The 19,034-nt window shown below is 61.7% G+C and carries 14 protein-coding genes and 1 tRNA gene; 9 read left to right on the top strand and 6 right to left on the bottom strand.

The window, feature by feature from the left end; genetic code table 11:
* The 3 genes from acnD to prpF are packed head-to-tail and all read left to right on the top strand — an operon-like array spanning position 1 to position 4,461.
* On the top strand, positions 1 to 2,628 hold the full coding sequence (acnD, locus tag AAIL67_RS16160; protein WP_343484379.1) for a Fe/S-dependent 2-methylisocitrate dehydratase AcnD: 2,628 nt from the start codon (positions 1 to 3) through the stop codon (positions 2,626 to 2,628).
* 9 nt (positions 2,629 to 2,637) lie between these two features.
* On the top strand, positions 2,638 to 3,213 hold the full coding sequence (locus tag AAIL67_RS16155) for a 2'-5' RNA ligase family protein (protein ID WP_034410325.1): 576 nt from the start codon (positions 2,638 to 2,640) through the stop codon (positions 3,211 to 3,213).
* 54 nt (positions 3,214 to 3,267) lie between these two features.
* Positions 3,268 to 4,461, top strand: a complete 1,194-nt coding sequence (gene prpF, locus AAIL67_RS16150; protein WP_063664664.1) for a 2-methylaconitate cis-trans isomerase PrpF — start codon at positions 3,268 to 3,270, stop codon at positions 4,459 to 4,461.
* A 51-nt stretch (positions 4,462 to 4,512) separates the two neighbouring features.
* Here prpF and AAIL67_RS16145 read toward each other — a convergent pair whose 3' ends face one another.
* On the bottom strand, positions 4,513 to 5,460 hold the full coding sequence (locus tag AAIL67_RS16145; protein WP_004341372.1) for a sensor domain-containing diguanylate cyclase: 948 nt from the start codon (positions 5,458 to 5,460) through the stop codon (positions 4,513 to 4,515).
* Positions 5,461 to 5,691: 231 nt separating this feature from the next.
* The gene (prpR, locus tag AAIL67_RS16140; protein ID WP_343484378.1) at positions 5,692 to 7,701 is read right to left on the bottom strand and encodes a propionate catabolism operon regulatory protein PrpR; all 2,010 of its coding nucleotides are present in this window, start codon (positions 7,699 to 7,701) and stop codon (positions 5,692 to 5,694) included.
* Between the two features lie 183 nt (positions 7,702 to 7,884).
* Here prpR and AAIL67_RS16135 point away from each other — a divergent pair, with 183 nt between their 5' ends.
* The 3 genes from AAIL67_RS16135 to AAIL67_RS16125 all read left to right on the top strand — a co-directional run bounded on the left by AAIL67_RS16135 (position 7,885) and on the right by AAIL67_RS16125 (position 10,925).
* Positions 7,885 to 8,859 (top strand): tripartite tricarboxylate transporter substrate binding protein, encoded by a 975-nt coding sequence (locus tag AAIL67_RS16135; protein ID WP_034396738.1) that lies wholly within the window; start codon positions 7,885 to 7,887, stop codon positions 8,857 to 8,859.
* A gap of 75 nt (positions 8,860 to 8,934) precedes the next feature.
* Entirely contained in the window at positions 8,935 to 9,936 is a 1,002-nt protein-coding gene (locus tag AAIL67_RS16130) for a tripartite tricarboxylate transporter substrate binding protein (RefSeq protein WP_034410319.1), read from the top strand.
* A 128-nt stretch (positions 9,937 to 10,064) separates the two neighbouring features.
* On the top strand, positions 10,065 to 10,925 hold the full coding sequence (locus AAIL67_RS16125) for an isocitrate lyase/phosphoenolpyruvate mutase family protein (protein ID WP_034360141.1): 861 nt from the start codon (positions 10,065 to 10,067) through the stop codon (positions 10,923 to 10,925).
* 156 nt (positions 10,926 to 11,081) lie between these two features.
* Here AAIL67_RS16125 and AAIL67_RS16120 read toward each other — a convergent pair whose 3' ends face one another.
* On the bottom strand, positions 11,082 to 12,419 hold the full coding sequence (locus AAIL67_RS16120; RefSeq protein WP_343484377.1) for a PLP-dependent aminotransferase family protein: 1,338 nt from the start codon (positions 12,417 to 12,419) through the stop codon (positions 11,082 to 11,084).
* 90 nt (positions 12,420 to 12,509) lie between these two features.
* On the opposite strand from AAIL67_RS16120, the gene AAIL67_RS16115 reads away from it, so the two are divergent.
* On the top strand, positions 12,510 to 13,133 hold the full coding sequence (locus tag AAIL67_RS16115) for a DJ-1/PfpI family protein (protein ID WP_034410309.1): 624 nt from the start codon (positions 12,510 to 12,512) through the stop codon (positions 13,131 to 13,133).
* A 215-nt stretch (positions 13,134 to 13,348) separates the two neighbouring features.
* On the opposite strand, the gene AAIL67_RS16110 is transcribed toward AAIL67_RS16115, so the two are convergent.
* Positions 13,349 to 13,915 (bottom strand): TetR/AcrR family transcriptional regulator, encoded by a 567-nt coding sequence (locus tag AAIL67_RS16110; RefSeq protein WP_343484424.1) that lies wholly within the window; start codon positions 13,913 to 13,915, stop codon positions 13,349 to 13,351.
* Between the two features lie 150 nt (positions 13,916 to 14,065).
* Between AAIL67_RS16110 and AAIL67_RS16105 the strand changes: the two genes are divergently transcribed.
* Positions 14,066 to 15,283 (top strand): MFS transporter, encoded by a 1,218-nt coding sequence (locus AAIL67_RS16105; RefSeq protein WP_224650147.1) that lies wholly within the window; start codon positions 14,066 to 14,068, stop codon positions 15,281 to 15,283.
* 42 nt (positions 15,284 to 15,325) lie between these two features.
* On the opposite strand, the gene AAIL67_RS16100 is transcribed toward AAIL67_RS16105, so the two are convergent.
* The gene (locus AAIL67_RS16100; protein ID WP_034360133.1) at positions 15,326 to 16,249 is read right to left on the bottom strand and encodes a LysR family transcriptional regulator; all 924 of its coding nucleotides are present in this window, start codon (positions 16,247 to 16,249) and stop codon (positions 15,326 to 15,328) included.
* A 128-nt stretch (positions 16,250 to 16,377) separates the two neighbouring features.
* Between AAIL67_RS16100 and metE the strand changes: the two genes are divergently transcribed.
* On the top strand, positions 16,378 to 18,699 hold the full coding sequence (gene metE / locus AAIL67_RS16095; protein WP_343484376.1) for a 5-methyltetrahydropteroyltriglutamate--homocysteine S-methyltransferase: 2,322 nt from the start codon (positions 16,378 to 16,380) through the stop codon (positions 18,697 to 18,699).
* A gap of 210 nt (positions 18,700 to 18,909) precedes the next feature.
* Here the strand turns inward: metE and AAIL67_RS16090 are convergent.
* A tRNA-Cys gene (locus AAIL67_RS16090) sits at positions 18,910 to 18,983 on the bottom strand.
* Between the last annotated feature and the right edge of the window lie 51 nt (positions 18,984 to 19,034).

The following is a 19,034-nucleotide window of genomic DNA, read 5'->3' as shown; positions in this document are numbered from 1 at the left end:
ATGACTCACCACCCCCACCGTAAACCCTTGCCCGGCACTGCGCTGCATTACTTCGACGCCCGGTCCGCTGTGGAAGCCATCCGCCCCGGCAGTTGGACCACACTGCCCTATACCAGTCGCGTCCATGCCGAGAACCTGGTGCGGCGCAGCGATCCGGCCCACCTGACCGAGTACCTCAGGCAAATCGTTGAACGCAAGCGCGAACGCGATTTTCCCTGGTTCCCGGCCCGCGTGGTCTGCCATGACATCCTGGGCCAGACAGCGCTGGTCGACCTGGCCGGCCTGCGTGATGCGATTGCCGAGCAAGGTGGCGATCCGGCCGCTGTCAATCCCGTGGTGCCCGTGCAGCTGATCGTCGATCATTCGCTGGCCGTTGAGTGCGGTGGCTACGACCGCGAGGCCTTCGAGAAAAACCGCGCCATCGAAGACCGGCGCAATGAGGACCGCTTTCACTTCATCGACTGGTGCAAGCGAGCCTTCAAGAATGTGGAGGTGATTCCGCCAGGCAACGGAATCATGCACCAGATCAATCTGGAGCGCATGAGCCCTGTGATCCATGCTATCGATGGTGAAGCATTCCCAGATACTCTGGTAGGTACCGACAGCCACACACCACATGTCGATGCACTGGGAGTGATCGCCGTGGGCGTGGGCGGGCTCGAAGCCGAGAACGTGATGCTGGGCCGTGCATCGTGGATGCGCCTGCCCGAAATCGTTGGCGTGCAACTCACTGGCAGGAGGCAGGCCGGTATCACTGCCACTGACATCGTGCTGGCATTGACCCAATTCCTGCGTCAGCAAAAAGTGGTGGGAAGCTATCTGGAGTTCCATGGTGAAGGCGCACGCAGCCTCTCGATCGGCGACCGCGCCACCATCTCGAATATGGCACCCGAATATGGTGCCACGGCGGCCATGTTTGCGATCGACGAACAGACGATCGACTATCTGCGCCTGACGGGGCGCGAGCCCGAGCAGGTGCAACTGGTCGAGAACTACGCCAAACAGGCAGGTCTGTGGGCAGATAGCCTGGAAAGTGCCGAATACGAACGTACACTGAGCTTTGATCTGTCCGGCGTGGTGCGCAATATGGCCGGCCCTTCCAATCCACACGCCCGCCTGGCAACCAGCGAGCTTGCGGCAAAAGGTATTGCCGGTGAGTGGACGCAGGCCGAAGGGCAGATGCCCGATGGGGCCGTCATCATTGCAGCCATTACCAGCTGCACCAATACCAGCAACCCACGCAATGTGATCGCGGCCGGCCTGCTGGCGCGCAATGCGCGCAATCTGGGCCTGGAGCGCAAGCCCTGGGTCAAGACCTCTCTGGCTCCCGGATCCAAGACCGTGCCGCTGTATCTGAAACAAGCCGGCCTGCTGCATGATCTTGAGGCGCTGGGCTTTGGCGTGGTGGCCTTTGCCTGCACCACCTGCAACGGCATGAGTGGCGCTCTGGACCCTGTGATTCAACAAGAGATCATCGACCGAGATCTCTACACCACGGCTGTGCTCTCGGGCAACCGTAACTTCGATGGTCGCATCCATCCCTATGCAAAGCAGGCTTTCCTGGCCTCGCCGCCGCTGGTTGTAGCCTATGCGATCGCCGGCACGATTCGCTTCGACATTGAAAACGATGTGCTAGGCGTCTTCCAGGGTCGGGAGATTCGTTTGAGGGACATCTGGCCCCGCGACGAGGAAATCGACGCCGTGGCCAAGGCTGCCGTCCAACCCGAGCAGTTCCGCTCGGTCTACGAGCCCATGTTCGCCATCCGCGCAGACCAGGGCGAGAAGGTCGAGGCACTGTATGACTGGCGCCCGCAAAGCACCTATATCCGCCGCCCACCCTACTGGGAGGGAGCCCTCGCGGGCGAGCGCACTTTGCGCGGCATGCGCCCTCTGGCCATATTGCCCGACAACATCACAACCGACCACCTCTCGCCCTCCAACGCCATCCTGATGGACTCGGCCGCAGGCGAGTATCTGCACAAAATGGGTCTGCCCGAGGAGGACTTCAATTCCTATGCCACGCATCGCGGCGACCACCTGACCGCACAGCGCGCCACCTTTGCCAATCCCAAGCTCCTCAACGAAATGGTGGTGGACGACCAGGGCAAGGTGCGCCAGGGCTCTCTTGCTCGCGTCGAGCCCGAGGGACTGACCATGCGCATGTGGGAAGCCATTGAGACCTATATGGAGCGCAAGCAGCCACTGGTCATCATCGCCGGAGCCGACTACGGCCAGGGATCAAGCCGCGACTGGGCAGCCAAGGGCGTTCGCCTGGCCGGTGTGGAGGTCATCGTGGCTGAGGGCTTCGAGCGCATCCACCGCACCAATCTGATCGGCATGGGGGTGTTGCCGCTGGAGTTCCTGCCCGGCACGAGCCGCCACACACTGGGGTTGAATGGCACCGAGAGCTTTGATGTCATCGGCCAGCGTAGCCCCCAGGCCAGGCTTACACTTCATATCCACCGCACGACCGGCGCCCGCACCGAAGTGCCGGTACTGTGTCGCCTCGATACCGCGGAAGAGGTCTCGATTTACGAAGCCGGTGGCGTGCTGCAGCGCTTTGCCCTGGACTTCCTGACGGGTAGCGCCACAGCCGATTCCGCGTCAACGGCTGAACTTGTGAGCTAAGGAGCAGCTATGAGCCAGGCACGCATGCTGATTGTCACCCAGCCCCAAAGCCCGGAACGTCATCGCCTGCGTGCCCGGATCAGCGCCTTGGGCCTTGATAAGGACCTGGGCGAGCGCATGTTCTCTCCAGATAACTGGCACCAAACCTGGTGCGGCCCTTTTGACTCCGGGCAAGAGGCACTGCTCGCCTTGCTGGCCGCAGGCAATGCAGTGCAAGCGGCGCAGTTGAAGGCCTTCGAGCTCAGCTTCAACCGCATTCGCGGTGAGGAGGGCGAGCGCATTCACTGGTCTTTGCTAACCCGCGGACGTCCAGAGCCTTTCAACCAGCTGCTGACAACGCTGCAGACCGAGTTGAAATCCCACGGTTTCAAGGATGGCGGCCATAGACCGCATATCACCATCAGCTACAGAGCTCTACATGCCCTGCCCACTCGGCGTATCGATCCCGTCGACTGGCTGATCGATGAGATCCAGCTGGTCGAGCGAACCGGCACAGGCAAGCAGTTACGCTACCAGGTGCTGCATCGCTGGCCATTGGCTTCCGGCTCTCCGCCTCGTCCTCAACAGCTACATCTGTTTCACTGATTCAAGTCTCAAGCCCTGGCTTGAGCCTTGAATACCTTGTTTGTTTGCCATTCCATGTCCCTCACTTCGCAAATCCGCATTCCCGCCACCTATATGCGCGGAGGCACCAGCAAAGGTGTGTTCTTCAAGCTGCAGGATCTGCCCGAAGCGGCCCGGCAGCCCGGCCCTGTTCGCGACGCCATCTTTCTGCGCACCCTGGGTAGCCCCGACCCTTATGGCAAACAGATTGACGGCATGGGCAATGCCTCATCCTCCACCAGCAAAGGCGTGATCCTCAGCCAGAGCACAAGCGCCGATCACGATGTGGACTATCTGTTCGGCCAGGTGTCCATCGATCAGCCTTTTGTAGACTGGAGCGGCAACTGCGGCAACCTGAGCGCTGCCGTCGGTCCCTGCGCCATTCACATGGGTCTGATTCCGGCAGAGCGCATTCCGCTCAACGGCGTGGCCACCATTCGCATCTGGCAAGCCAATATCGGCAAGACCATCATCAACCATGTGCAGATCCGCGATGGTCAGGTGCAGGAAACAGGGGACTTCGAACTTGACGGCGTGACCTTTGCCGCTGCCGAAGTGGCCCTGGAGTTCCTGGACCCCGCCGATGAGGGTGAGGACGGAGCTGCCATGTTTCCCACCGGCAATGTCAGTGACGAGCTGGATGTGCCCGGCGTCGGCCGCTTTTGCGCGACCCTCATCAATGCCGGCATTCCGACCATCTTTCTCGATGCCAGAGAGCTGGGCTATACCGGCTGCGAACTGCAGGATGCCATCAACAGCGATGGCCCCGCCCTGGCCAGGTTCGAAGCCATCCGCGCCCATGGCGCACTCAGGATGGGCCTGATCAAGGATCTGGGTGAAGCTGCCACACGCCAGCACACGCCCAAGATAGGCTTTGTGGCTCCCGCGCAAAGCTACACAGCCTCCAGCGGCAAAGCGATTGCCGCCAAAGATATCGATCTCGTGGTGCGGGCGCTTTCCATGGGCAAGCTGCACCACGCCATGATGGGCACGGCAGCCGTCGCCATAGGCACGGCTGCCGCCATTCCAGGCACGCTGGTCAATCTGGCGGCGGGCGGCGGCGAGCGCCAGTCCGTACGCTTCGGCCATCCCAGCGGCACCCTGCGTGTGGGGGCCGAGGCCAGGACCGACCAGGGTCAATGGCAAGTCACCAAGGCCTTGATGAGCCGCAGCGCCCGCATTCTGATGGAAGGCTGGGTACGCGTGCCGGGCGAAGTGCTGCAGGCCTGACACCGGGTATTTCCTTGCCGGGCGCCTGCCACACGCAGGCCTGGGCAGGGTTCAAGCGCTCAAGATGACGCTTTCAATCCGGTGGCGGCCTTTGTTCTTGGCCGCATAGAGCTGCCGGTCCACGGCTTCGATAAAGCTGGCAGGTCGATCATGCTCTGCCGGTTGCACCGTGCCCGCGCCAATGCTCATGGTGACCCGCCTGCCATGGGGCGACAGCGCATGCACGATGGACTGCTTCTGGATCAGGCGCTGGCAGCGCTCGGCCACTTTTTGCGCAGTTTCGGCATCGGCTTCGGGCAGCAGCACCACAAACTCCTCGCCACCGTAACGCGCCACCAGGTCACGCTGTCCGTCCAGCGCCAGGCTCAGGGTCTGGGCAATATCCACCAGACATTTGTCGCCCTGGATATGACCGTACAAATCGTTGTATTGCTTGAAGAAGTCGACATCGAACAGCAGCATGGACAGGGGCTTGCCATCGCTGCGCGTGCGCTCCCATTCCTGCTCGAAGCTGGTATCGAAGCAGCGCCGGTTGGCAATGCTGGTCAGGCCATCCTTGAAGGAGAGCACCTCCAGCTCCTTTTGCAGACTCAGCAGCCTTTCCTCGGTCTTTTTGCGCTCGCTGATGTCGAACATGAAGCCGATCAGCGCTTCGGCCTCGCCTTGCGCATTGCGCACCACATGGACCACATCGCGAATCCAGACATAGCCGTTGTCCTTGGTCAGCGCGCGATAGTCAGCCTCATGGTCCACGCCGGCCTGGGACTGGCTCACGCAGAAATTCACCACATATTCGCGGTCCTCGGGGTGCATGCGCATGGCCCAGTCTTCGACACTGACCCAGCTTTCACGGCTCCAACCAAGCAGGCTCTCGATCTGAGGGCCGATATAGGCGAACTTCATGGTCGCCCAGTCGATCTTCCAGGGAATGGCCTTGGTGGACTCCAGCAAGGTTCTATAGACCGCACTCTCGTTCTCAAGCTCGCTCACGTCGGACATAACCCGTCTCTCTCCCGATCTCAATCGATAAAACATCAGGCCCGGCTGTGGCACCAGCCTCGACCCGGCTCACCAGACAGCGGAGCCTGCAGTCTTTCACACCCAGAAAGCCCGAGGCACAACCCAATCTCCGCTTGCTGGTGATTGTTGCGCCGGTTGCCGCAATTCACGCCATACACTCGCGATATTGGCCGAAATCATACGTATGGCGGACCTCACGCTGCAACGCCGCTAAGCCTTCATGCGCCGCCATAAAGTGGCCCGGCTGATGCCGAGAATTTCACAGGCCTGGCGCTGATCACCCCCGACCGACTCCAGCACCTCGCGCAATCGCTTCTGTTCGGCAAGGCGACCCGCGTCCCTGAGCTGTGCCTGCCGGGCCGCAGCAGGCTCGGCCAGAGCCAGGCCGTCGGCGCACTCCGGGAAGACTTCAAGCAAGCGCGCCATATCCAGAAGGCCACCCCGGCCTGAGTCCAGATAGTCGCTGCAGGCCAGCAGGCGCTCCACCCAGTTGTCCAGTTCACGGACATTACCGGGCCAGTCATGCGCCGCAGCCCTGGCCAGCAGTGCATCAAGCTGCTGCTCCACTCTGTCATGCAGTGCGCGGGGCAACCCGCTTGCAGCGTTCAGACGCTGAGCCAGCATGGCGCGGCCCAGTTCAGCAACATCGGCACCACCTCGCATTTGCAGCGAAGGCGTGCTCAGGCGCAGCACCGCCAGCCGGTAGTAGAGATCGCGCCGGAACTGACCCCGCTCCACCTGATCCGCCAGATCCGCATGGGTGGCGGCAATCACGCGCACATCCACGGGAATCGGCGTGGTGGAACCTACGCGCAATACCTCGCGTTCCTGCAGCACGCGCAGCAGTCGCGATTGCAGCGCCAGCGGCATGTCGCCAATTTCATCGAGAAACAGGGTCCCGGTATGCGCTGCCTCGATCAGCCCGGTCTTGCCGCCGCGCCTGGCCCCGGTAAAAGCGCCTTCCTCGTAACCGAAAAGCTCGCTCTCCAGCAGGCTTTCACTGAGCGCCGCACAGTTGACGGCCAGAAACGGCTGTGCCGCACGCCGTCCTGCACTGTGGATGCCCTGCGCCACCAGCTCCTTGCCGGTCCCGCTTTCACCCAAGATCAACACCGTCGCATCGCTGTTCGCGTACTGCCTGGCCAGCAGTCGCACGCGCTGTGCAGCGGGGCTGCTGCCCAGATAGTCCTCAATGCGCCAGCGTACACCGGCGGCTCTTTGCCGCTGATTGGCGCGCAGGCTGCGATCGGCCCGCTGGATGACGGCTGGATCGCGGCAGACCAGCAAAGCGCCGGTCACCAGCCCGTTCTCCACAATTGGCGCACGTCGCACCACCAGGGTACGCAGGGCCAGTTGCACCACATCTTCTCCACCCTCCTCGCCCGCCAGTGCCCGAGCCGCCCCCAGGGCCGGAGCCACCTCCTCCAGCATCCGGCCGTGCAAGGCCTCGACCGGGGCTCCGAGCAAGGCGGCCATGCGTGGGTTCAGCGCGCAAATGCGGCCACGCTCGTCCACGGCCACCACACCGTCCTGCAGTTGGTGCAACACAGTTTCGAGCCGTTGATGCCGGTCGCGCTCGGCACGTCGATGACGGGCCAGCAGCATGGCGTCGCTGAGTGCCTGACGCACCGAAATATCGGAATACAGCAACACGCTGGCCATGCCCGCCTGCTCTGCCAGATCGGCCACCAGGCCCGGCGCCACCACGGCACCAACGCCCGACGCCTTGAGTTTCTGCACGCAGGCCGGCGCGTCATGCGGACCTTGATAGGCGATCTGGACCAGACCCAGGCCGAACAGGCTGTCGAACTGGGCCACCACGGGCGACGGCACCTCGAAGTTGACCAGGCCCACGCGCGGAGCCTCTTCCGTGGTCTGCAACTTGGCCTGGCGCAGCGCCTGCAGCAAATCCAGGCCACGCACTTCTACCATGGCCAGCGGAATGTCCACGCGCTCTCGAATCCAGGCTCCACTGGCTCCCGCCCCCACCAGGGCATCGATGGGCTGGCGCAGATTGAGCGCCTGCACCTGGGCCACCGCATCATCGAAGGAGGCCGAGATATGCGAGAACCTGGCCTCACCCGACCAGGGCTGTGCCAGCCGCTCCAGCACCCGCCCCACACGGTAGCGGCCTACGGTGACGATGTGCGGCAAATGCGGCTGGCCGGCTGCTGGCATCCGTTTGATGCCATCGTTCGATATCGCATCTGCTTCATTCATGAAAACAATTATTTCATCAATGAAATACAACCAATACACCGCTACCGGCAGCTAGTCCACAGAATCACAAAAACCCCAATGATTTCAAGCACTTGATATTCAGAGGGTTTTCCCCAAATTCGCCTGGCACAGTGCTTGCGGTATCGGGCTATACCAATAGGGATTTGGATCCAGGAGATATCCATGTTTTTGAACCGTCGCAATCTTGTTGCCCAGGCCTTGACTCTTTCCGTGCTGGGCACAGCCGGCCTGGCCCAGGCCGCCGACTGGCCCACGCGTCCGATTCGCCTCGTGGTGCCGTTTTCCGCAGGCGGCGCCAATGACTTGATGGCCAGATCGGCGGCCGAAGGCGCCTCCAAGATCCTTGGCCAGCCCGTGGTGATCGACAATCGTCCTGGCGCGGGTGGCACCGTAGGTGCCGATATCGTGGCCAAGGCCCAGCCCGATGGCTACACCCTGCTGGTCAGCGCGGCCGGCGTCATCTCCAACAGCATGATCAAGAAGACCATGCCTTTCAAGGACGATGCTCTGCAGCCCGTGGTGATGATTGGCCTCGCACCTTCGGTGATCGTGGTGCCCAAGAACGCGCCCTATAACAATCTGCGCGACTTCGTCGAAGCTTCGAAGAAGGGCGCCGGCTTCAACTTTGCCACCGCCGGCACGGGCAGCACGCCGCACTTCGTGGCCGAGATGCTGAATGTGAAATACGGCGCCAAGCTGCAGCCCGTGCCCTACAAGAGCGGTTCGGAGAGCACCACGGCCGTGCTGGGCGGCCAGGTCGAAGGCACTTCAGAAGCCAGCATCATCGCGCTGCCGCACATCATTCACGAGGGCAAGTTCAAACCTCTGGCCACGACCTGGACCCAGCGCATCTCGGCCTACCCCCAGCTCTCCACTGCCGTGGAGCAGGGCTTTGCCGATCTGCAGATCGCGCATTGGGCCGGCATTCATGCCCCCAAGGGCACGCCACCCGCCATTCTGGACAAGCTGGCAGCCGCCGTGGACAAGGCCATGAAGGAACCTGCCACCGTAGAGAAGCTCAAGGGACTGGGCATCGAGCCGGTCGGCGGCACACGTGCGGAATTCGTGAAGTTTGCCGATGCCGAGCGCAAGCGCCTGGGGGAGATCGTCAAGGCAGCTCATATGCAGGAAAAGTAAGCTGAGAAGAAAACATAGCATCCAGCGTATGGCCCATATACGCTGAAGCCTGAAAATAGTACTGAGAGCTGATTCATGATTTCCCGTAGAAATGTCTTGCTCCGCGCCACTGCCTGCGCCGCCGCCGCTACCGCCTTGCTGGGCGGCGCCTCTGCAGCCCTGGCCCAGGGTTCGGATGTCTGGCCCACCCGCACCGTCAAGCTCATCGTGCCCTATGCGGCAGGCGGCTATGCCGACACCCGCGCGCGCCTGATTGCCGACTCGCTGGGCAAGGTGCTGGGCCAGCCCGTGATCATCGACAACCGCGGCGGTGCCGGCGGCGTGACGGGCACGGATGCCATCGCCAAGGCCAACGACGGTCACACCTTCGGCTTCGGCTCGCCCGGCCCCCTGGTCACCAACCCCATGCTGATGAAGAAGATGCCTTATGACGCCAAGACGGCGTTCAAGCCCATCATCCTCATCGAGCAGGCCCCCCTGTTTCTGACCACCGCTCCCAACCAGCCCTTCAAGAGCGTGCAGCAACTGCTGGCCCATGCCAAGGCCAAGCCCGGCGATCTGACCTATGGCTCCTCGGGCGTGGGCGGTGCCCACCATCTGTCGGGCGAACTGCTGGCCTATCAGACCCAGACCCAGCTGACCCATGTGCCCTACAAGGGCGGCTCGCTGGCGGCCACCGACCTCATGGGCGGCCATCTGGCCATGATGTTCGAGATGGGTTACTCAGCCCTGCCTTCCATCAAGGCCAAAAAGATCAATGCCCTGGCCGTCTCCAGCAAGACCCGTCTGGCCGTCCTGCCCGAGGTGCCCACGCTGGACGAAGCCGGGGTCAAGGGCTTTGAGTCGTACAACTGGCTGGGCATGATTGCGCCGGCCGGCACGCCCGACGCTGTGGTGGTCAAGCTCAACCAGGCCGTCAACGAAGCGCTCAAGAACGACAAGTCTCTGCGCCAGATGATCGAAAGCAGTGGCGGCCAGATCATGGGCGGCACGCCCCAGGCCTATGGCAAATATCTTGAAGCCGAGCGCGCCAAGTGGGGGCCCGTGATCAAGAACGCGAATATTTCGCTGGACTAATCCCCCTGAGCCGCTCCGCAGCCTTGGGCGCGGGGCAGCTGCTGCCAGGCAGCGCCCTGCCTCGTCAAGGCTGACAGCCGGCCGCGCAGGGCAGATAAGCATCAGAGTCTTTTTTATCAAGAAATCCCATGAACCCCAAACAACAACTCAAAGCCCTGGCCGATGCCCGCCGCGGCGTCATCGTGCCCGGTGCATTCAACGCCATGTCGGCGCGGCTGATCGCCGATCTGGGCTTTGAAGCCATCTATGTGACCGGTGCCGGCGTGACCAATATGTGGTTCGGCATGCCCGACCAGGGTTTCATGGGTCTCAGCGATATCGCCGACCATACGGCCCGCATCCGCGACGCCGTGGAAGTGCCGCTGCTGGTCGATGCCGACACCGGCTTCGGCAACGCCGTCAACACCTACCACGCCGTGCGCACTCTGGAGCGTGCCGGCGCCGACTGCATTCAGCTCGAGGACCAGGTCAGCCCCAAGCGCTGCGGCCACTTCAATGGCAAGGCCGTGATCGAAACCGGCGAAATGCTGGGCAAGATCAAGGCCGCCGTCGATGCGCGCCGCGACAGCGGCACTCTCATCATGGCTCGTACCGACGCGGCCGCCGTCCACGGCTTCGAAGCCGCCATCGAGCGTGCCCAGCAGTTTCAGGAAGCCGGCGCCGACATCCTGTTTGTCGAGGCCGTCACCCAGGCCGAAGAAGTGCGCACCCTGCCGCAGCGCCTGCAAGCCCCACAGCTCATGAATATGGTCATCGGTGGCAAGACCCCCATCTTCAACGCCGACGAACTGGGCGAGCTGGGCTATGGCTTTGTGCTCTACGCCAATGCCGCACTTCAAGGCGCTGTGGCCGGCATGCAAAAGTGCCTGACCCTGCTGCGCGACGATCACAAGGTCGATGAAGACCCCGCCATCGTCGCACCTTTCCTTGAGCGCCAGCGGCTGGTGAACAAGGATTTCTGGGATGGTCTGGAGCAAAAGTACCAGTAATCCGGTCTCCGGACCCTGCGCCTGAATCGCGTGCAACCTTGATACATCAGGCGCCGCACGCCATGTTTTCAGGTCGGTGTGACCATGGCCGGCAGCATTCACTACCCTGGCTACGGCCTCGAAACCGGATGCACAGGGAGCTCTGGGCATCATCCTCTAATGCAGCGTGGCTCCATCCAGCGCCAGCCTGACCCGCATCAAGGCATGCCGAAGTTTTTCGAGCGGCACCGAACCCAAGGCCAGCCGCAGTGCTTGCGGCACTTGCACGCCAGTGGCGAAGGGTTCGGCCGTTGACACGGAAATTCCTGCCGTCTGCAACACCATCGCGACCTGATCAGCCCTCAGGTCGTCAGGCATGGGGAGCCAGACAAAATACGAACTGGGGTGGCGCATACAGGGCAGCCCCTTGAAGACCCGCGTCACCTGTTTCTGACGCATCTGGGCGTCCTCTCGCTTCTGAGCTTCCAGCCTGGCAACCGTCCCGTCTCTCAGCCAATTCACAACCATGGCGGTCATGACGCCGGGGGTGTTCCAGGTCGTTGCACGGATAGCTCGTTCTATCCGAGATATCCAGGCTGCCGGCGCAGCCACAAAGCCCACCCGCAAACCCGTGGCGACACTCTTGGAAAAGCCTGAGACATATACCGTGGACTCAGGCAGCAGTGCGGCCATGGGCGGTGGTGCGTCCCGAGCAAGAAACGCATACGCGGCATCTTCGATCAGCAACAGGCCATGGCGACGGATCAACGCTGCAAATGCATGACGTCGGTTGATGCTCATCACCCATCCAAGCGGGTTATGGAGAGTCGGCATTGCATAGACCGCGCGCACCTTGCGGCGTCGGCACAGCTGCTCCAGCGCATCGAGGTCCGGCCCCGAACCAGCTGCCGGAATGGCAATCAGCTCAAGCCTCAGCTGTTGCGCCAGCACCTTGAAGCCCGGGTAACTCAAAGCATCAACAGCCACTACATCGCCCGGTTGCAGCAATGCCATGGCCGTGCTTGCGAGTCCATGCTGCGCTCCATCCACGATAAGCACCTGTTCGGCAGGAACCGTCAGCCTACGGTTTTCAAGGTATAGGGCGATAGCCGCTCGCTCATGGGCCCGGCCTCCGTGCGGCTGATAGCGCAGCAGAGCCTCCAAATCTCCACTGGCGGCAAGTTGACGCAATGCAGAGCGCAGCAACTCGGCTTGACCAGGAAGAGCAGGAGCGTTGAAGTTCAGGTCCAGCATGCCTATCGCAGCGGCATGCTGGTCGATACCGAGGCCACGTGGCAGCGCTGTTTCGCGCACAAAAGTTCCTCGCCCCGTCTCGCCGCTGACCAGGCCCATGGCCTGCAGTTCGGCATAGACACGAGTCGCCGTGACCAGGGCCAGTCCCTCCCGGGATGCCAGTTGCCGGTGGGTGGGCAGGCGTGTGCCTGGTGCCAGTCGGCCTTCGCGAATTTCCGAGGCTAGCTGGTCCACCAGCTGCTTGTATCGGGCAATCGGCATATAGAACCTGTATCCATGACAATTATTTGAGTGTATTGAACCTCATCTCTAGCATGAGCATTGATACAAGTTCACATCCGGAACATCCCAATGCATATCGCAATCCTGACTTTCGAAGGCTTTAACGAGCTCGACTCACTCATTTCTCTAGGCATACTCAACCGCATCAAGCGACCCGGTTGGCGGGTGTCGATCGCATGCCCGAGCGCACGCGTCAGGTCAATGAACGGGGTGGTCATCGAAGCCCAGGCCACTCTGGAGGATGCGGGCGCTGCAGATGCGGTCATCGTGGGCAGCGGAATGCAAACGCGTGAGGTCGCGCGCAATGCCGACCTCATGTCAAGGCTCAGGCTGGACCCTTCACGGCAACTGATTGCTGCACAGTGCTCCGGCACGCTGATACTGGCCAAACTCGGCTTGCTGAATGGCGTGATGGCATGTACCGACCTGACAACCAGGCCCTGGGTTGAAGAGGCCGGCGTTCGCGTGCTGGAGCAGCCATTCTTCGCAAACGGCAACGTGGCTACCGCAGGAGGCTGCCTGGCAGCGCAATACCTTGCCGCCTGGCTTATTGCCCGTGCCGAGGGGATCGAGGCCGCCAGGAGTGCATTGCATTACGTGGCCCCTGTGGGTGAAAAAGATGTTTATATGGCCCGGGCCATCGCCAATATCTCGCCTTACCTGCCTGACTTGCTGCATCGGCGCGATCGCTGAAGCGCGCTGAAGACCTCAGACGACTCGAAAGCTGTCGGTCGTCGGTCCCGGTAAAGCCTCCGAGCCCGGACTCTTTGCACATTCCGGATTGTTCGCTTGCACAAAATCGCTGATGTCCTCAGCTCGAGAATACCCTGGCAGTCAAGACGATCCTCATTCTGGCTACTGCAGGCAAAGCACAGCAGGCATGGCTGCAGCACGGCTCTGGCAATGGCTCAAGCCGCCTTCCAGCCTTGCAGCATCAAATCCAGCGCCTGCAAGGCCTCGTTCAGGCGCTCGGGTGGAGCGCCCTCCTCGGCAATCCAGAAAGCCGCTTCGATCAGGCAGCCGTTGAGCAACCTTGCCAGCGCCGCTGCACTGGCGCTCACGATGACGCCCTCGTCGATGAGCTGCTGCAAAAAACCGGCGATAAAAGCAATGCATTGCTGGTGCTGCTGCCCCTGGTCGGTGCCGGTGAGCACGGAGCGTGCATCCTGCAACACAATGCGGCGAATTTCAGCCTCCTGAGCCATGGTCAGATAGGCGCGGCAATAGGCAAGAAAGCCTTCCCATGGATCGTCATGGCCCCGCAGCACTAGCTCCAGCCGCTGGTCCATTTCTTCATCCATCTGGGCCACCACGGCAGCCAGCAGGCCAGGCTTGCCACCAAAGTGGTGATAGAGCGCGCCGCGCGTCAAACCGGCCTGCGCGGTCAACTCGTCCATGGCGGCCTGGGCGTAGCCATGCTGGGTGAAAGCGCTGCGCGCAGCACTGATCAGCTTGGCCCGTGTGGCTTCGATCATGCTGGCACGACTCTGGCGAACTTGGGTCACTGCGAACTCCCGACAATATTCACATACAAAGCGTATGCCAATCATACGCGCTACATCCCAAGCTCCTAGAATGTCACTCGCATACATGATGTATGCAAATGAATCTATTCAAGGGTTTCCATGTTGAATGCTTACCGCAAGCTGTTTACGGCGCCGGGCAGCACGGGCTTTGTGCTGGCCGGGCTGCTGGCGCGGCTGCCGCTGTCGATGACGGGGATTGGCTTGATCACCATGCTGTCGCAGCAGCGCGGCGCCTATACGCTGGCAGGCATGGTGTCGGCCTGTTTCGCGCTGTCGATTGCCGTTCTGGCACCGCGCATCTCGGCGCTGGTTGACCGTTACGGCCAGTTCAGGGTGCTGCCGTTTGCGGCCGCCAGCAGTGCGCTGTCGATGCTGTCCTTGCTGGCCTGCGCCCACTGGCAGGGGCCGGACTGGCTGCTGCTGGCACTGGCCGCTGCCGTCGGCAGTCTGCCCAGCATGCCGGCCATGGTCCGCGCCCGCTGGACGGCGATCTACAGTGGAACGCCTCAGTTGCAGACCGCGTTTGCACTGGAAGGCGTGCTCGACGATCTGGCCTTTATCGTCGGCCCGCCGCTATCGGTGGGCCTGAGCATGCTGTTATTCCCTGAGGCCGGTCCGCTAGCAGCAGCGCTGTTCCTCATCATCGGCGTAGGCCTGTTTGTGGTGCAACGCCGTACCGAACCACCTGTCAGCCCCCATACCAGCTCGGAAAAAGGCAGGGCTTCGTCGATGCTGCGCCAGCCCGTGGTGCGCACGCTGGCGCTGTTCATGCTGGCACAAGGCGTCATCGTGGGCGTGATCGATGTGGCCAGCGTAGCCTTCGCCACGGCTCAGGGCCAGCCCGGCATGGCCAGTGTGGTGCTGTCCTTCTATGCGCTGGGCTCCTGCGCCATGGGCTTGCTGTTTGGCACGCTGCGCCTGCAGATGCCGCTCAGCCGCCAAATCGTCTGGGTCGGGGCATCGGTCGCCATCTCCGCCCTGCCCCTGTTGCTGGCCAGCAATCTGACCGCACTGACGCTGGCCGTGCTGCTGGCAGGCATTACCTTTGGCCCGACGATTACCGTGGCCATGAGTCTGGTGGAGCAGCAGGTACAGGCAAACCGACTGACCGAGGGCATGACCTGGCTGCTGACTGGCCTCGCCAGCGGTGTGGCCCTGGGCGCTGCCGCTGCCGGCTGGCTGATCGACCACTGGGGCGCACAGCAATCGTTTGTGCTGACGCTACTGGCGGGCGGCGCCATGTGGCTGTGGGGCGTGCAAGCCGGACGGCAAGCCGACCGTGCATCCGCACCGGGCATGACGGCCATCAACATGTGAGTCAGCCGCTATTGCTTATTCAGCCGTCGGCTGCCGCTCTTCTCAAGAGTCGTCCTGCGCGGATGCGGCAGCCGGCAGAGCCAGACCAGGTGCTCGTGCCAACGCAATAAAGGCCTGCAGATAGTCGGTATGCAACTCTGCCTCGCGCGCGCCGAGGTAGATTTGCTTGGCTATGCCCTTGCTGCCCAGCTTCACGGGTACGACTGCCATCTTTTCGGCATATTCCAGAGCCAGCCAGCGCGGCAGGGCCGCGACACCCCGGCCGCTGGCGACCATCTGCATCATGATGTCGGTGGTCTCTATGGTCTTATGGCGCCTGGGCGCAATGCCTTTGGGCAGCAAAAACTGGGTATAGATATCAAGCCGGTCTACGGCCACGGGATAGGTAATCAGCACCTCGCGAGACAGATCATCGGGCTTGACATGGTCGACCTGGGCCAAGGCGTGATCCGCAGCCACGACCAGCACCTGCTCATAGTCAAAGACGGGCTCGAAGTGCAAACCCGGCTTGAACAGCGGATCGGGCGTAACCAGCATGTCGATCTCATAGCCGAACAGCGCACCGATACCGCCAAACTGAAACTTCTGCTTCACGTCCACATCCACGTCGGGCCAGGCGGCCAGATATGGGGAGACGATTTTCAGCAGCCACTGGTAGCAGGGATGACATTCCATGCCGATGCGCAAGCTGCCGCGCTCTCCCAGAGCAAATTGCTGCAAACGCGACTCGGCCAGATCCAGCTGAGGCAGCACGCGGTTGGCCACTGCCAGCAGGTATTGACCCGCCTGCGTCAGGCGCAGGCTGCGCCCTTCACGCAACCAGACATCGGTGCCGAGTTGGGCTTCCAGCTTTCTCATGCTGTGGCTCAGGGCGGACTGGGTGACGCACAGCACATCAGCTGCCGCAGTCAAAGAGCCTTGTTTTTCAACCTCTTGCACGATGGCGAGATGGATACGCTCAATCATCTGTGAACACAATTCATGGATACATGAGAAACAACCATTTTACTTCATGCATCGATTCCAGGAACATCCAGTCCGCTGACCCAAGCCACTCTGGCCATGGGCCGAAGATCACAAGACTGGATTTCTGCATGACGACTATTCACAACCTGGGCTTTCCTCGCATCGGCGCAAAGCGCGAACTGAAGTTCGCGCTGGAGTCCTACTGGAGAGGTGAATCCTCGCGCGATGCGCTCAAGGCGCTGGGCGCCGAGCTGCGCCAACGCCACTGGACCGCGCAGCAAGAGCTGGACTGGGTGCCCGTGGGTGACTTCGCGTTCTACGACCAAGTACTGGACATGAGCTTTACGCTGGGCAATCTGCCCGAACGGGTGCAAGACTTCGAAGGCGATGCGCTGGACAACTACTTTCGCGTGGCCCGTGGCCGTTCGGCGGTCACAACCGAATCCCGTAGCACCGGCCACACCCACTGCTGCGCTGGCGTCGCCGCGGGCGAGATGACCAAATGGTTTGACACCAACTACCACTACATCGTGCCCGAGTTCAGCTCGACCACCGAATTCAAGCTCGATGCATCGCGCCTGCTGGAACAACTGGCCGAAGCCAGGACACAAGGCATACAGGCCAAGCCCGTCCTCATAGGCCCCGTCACCTATCTGGCGCTGGGCAAGGCCAAGGACGGCGCCAGCAAGCTAGAGCTGCTGCAGCGGCTGCTGCCCGTCTATGCGCAACTACTGGATGCGCTGGCGACCCAGGGTGTGGAATGGGTACAGATTGACGAACCCATCCTGGTCACCGAACTCGATGCCGACTGGCAACATGCGTTCAACACTGCTTACCACCACCTCAAGAGCTGCAGGGTCAAGCTGCTGCTGGCGACCTATTTCGGCCAGTTGGCCGAAAACAAATATCTGGCAGCAAACCTGCCCGTAGCCGGCCTGCACATCGATGCCATCAACGGCCAGGACGATGTGCAACAGCTGCTGGGGCTGCTGCCCGCGCACAAGGTACTGTCGCTGGGCGTGATCAACGGCCGCAATATCTGGAAAACCGATCTGGCTGCCGTGCTGGACTGGGTGGAGCCGCTGGCAGAGCGCCTAGGCGACCGTCTCTGGATTGCGCCATCCTGCTCCTTGCTGCATGTACCCGTGGATCTGAACAGCGAACAAAAGCTGGATGCTGACATCAAATCCTGGCTGGCCTATGCTCTGCAGAAACTGGATGAGCTGCGCGTGCTGGGCAAGGCTTTGCGCCATGGCCGAGATTGCGTCAAGGCCGAACTGGCCGACAACGCTTCAGCTCTGGCTGCACGCCGCACATCGCCTCGCGTCCACAACCCCGTGGTGCAAGCTGCGGTCAAGCAGATCAGCGCCGGGCTGGGCCAGCGCCAGAGCAGATATGAAGCACGCGCCCCCAAGCAAGCCCGCTTGCTCAAGCTGCCAGCCTTCCCGACCACCACTATCGGCTCTTTCCCACAGACGGCAGAGATCCGCCAGGCACGCAGCGAATTCAAGGCCGGTCGCCTGGATTTCGCCCGCTACCAAGGCGCCATGCGCGCCGAGATCGAACGCTGCGTGCAAGAGCAGGAGGCTCTGGGGCTGGACGTGCTCGTGCATGGCGAGGCCGAGCGCAACGATATGGTCGAATATTTTGGCGAGCAACTCGACGGCTATGCCTTCAGCCAGTTCGGCTGGGTGCAGTCCTATGGCTCACGCTGCGTCAAGCCGCCCATTCTGTTCGGCGACATCAGCCGCCCCAAGGCGATGACAACGGAATGGATCCAGTACGCCCAGTCCTTGACCCGCAAACCCATGAAAGGAATGCTGACAGGCCCGGTCACCATCCTGAACTGGTCATTCGTGCGCGATGACCAGCCGCGCGCCACATCCTGCTATCAGCTGGCTCTGGCGATTCGCGCAGAAGTGCTGGATCTGGAAAGAGCCGGCGTGCGCGTGATCCAGATCGACGAAGCTGCATTGCGCGAGGGTTTGCCATTGCGCCAATCACAATGGAAGGAATATCTGCACTGGGCCGTGGAGTCCTTCCGCATCAGCGCCAATGGCGTTGCCGATGAAACCCAGATTCACACCCATATGTGCTATTCGCAGTTCAACGACATCATTGCTTCGATTGCAGCCATGGACGCCGATGTGATCACCATAGAGACTTCGCGCTCGGACATGGAGTTGCTGGAGGCCTTCGAGCACTTCGATTACCCCAATGAGATCGGTCCGGGCGTCTATGACATCCACTCTCCCAATATTCCCACCAAGGCAGGCATCGTGGAGCTCATGCAAAAAGCCGCAAAACGCATTCCCACGGAACGCCTTTGGGTCAACCCTGACTGCGGTCTCAAGACACGTCAGTGGGCCGAAGTGATTCCGGCGCTGCAACATATGGTGGAAGCCGCCAAGACATTGCGTCAGAGCGTGAAGCTGGCCGAGCCCGCCTGAACGCGGGCATCGCTCCCGTCTTCTCCGACTCGCCCAGGGCGTTGCCCTTGGCTTTTGCATAGCGAAAGGACATGGCCTGCAGCAGGCCTGAGTTGCATAGGGCGATGCAGATGCGGCGCCCACCTTCAGGATTTGCGGCGTATTCAGATACCAGGCGCACAAAGCAAAAAGCCCTGCAGACTTTCATCTGCAGGGCTTGTGCCACAAGTTTGGAGGCGCGAACCAGAGTCGAACTGGTCTAACCGGATTTGCAATCCGGGGCATAACCGCTTTGCTATCGCGCCGCTATCACAAAAACCTGGAGCGGGAAAACGGGTTCGAACCGTCGACCTATA

The organism is Comamonas sp. A7-5 (genome assembly GCF_039581385.1).
Lineage (GTDB): Bacteria > Pseudomonadota > Gammaproteobacteria > Burkholderiales > Burkholderiaceae_C > Comamonas > Comamonas thiooxydans.
This window is presented reverse-complemented; position numbering and strand designations above follow the sequence as displayed.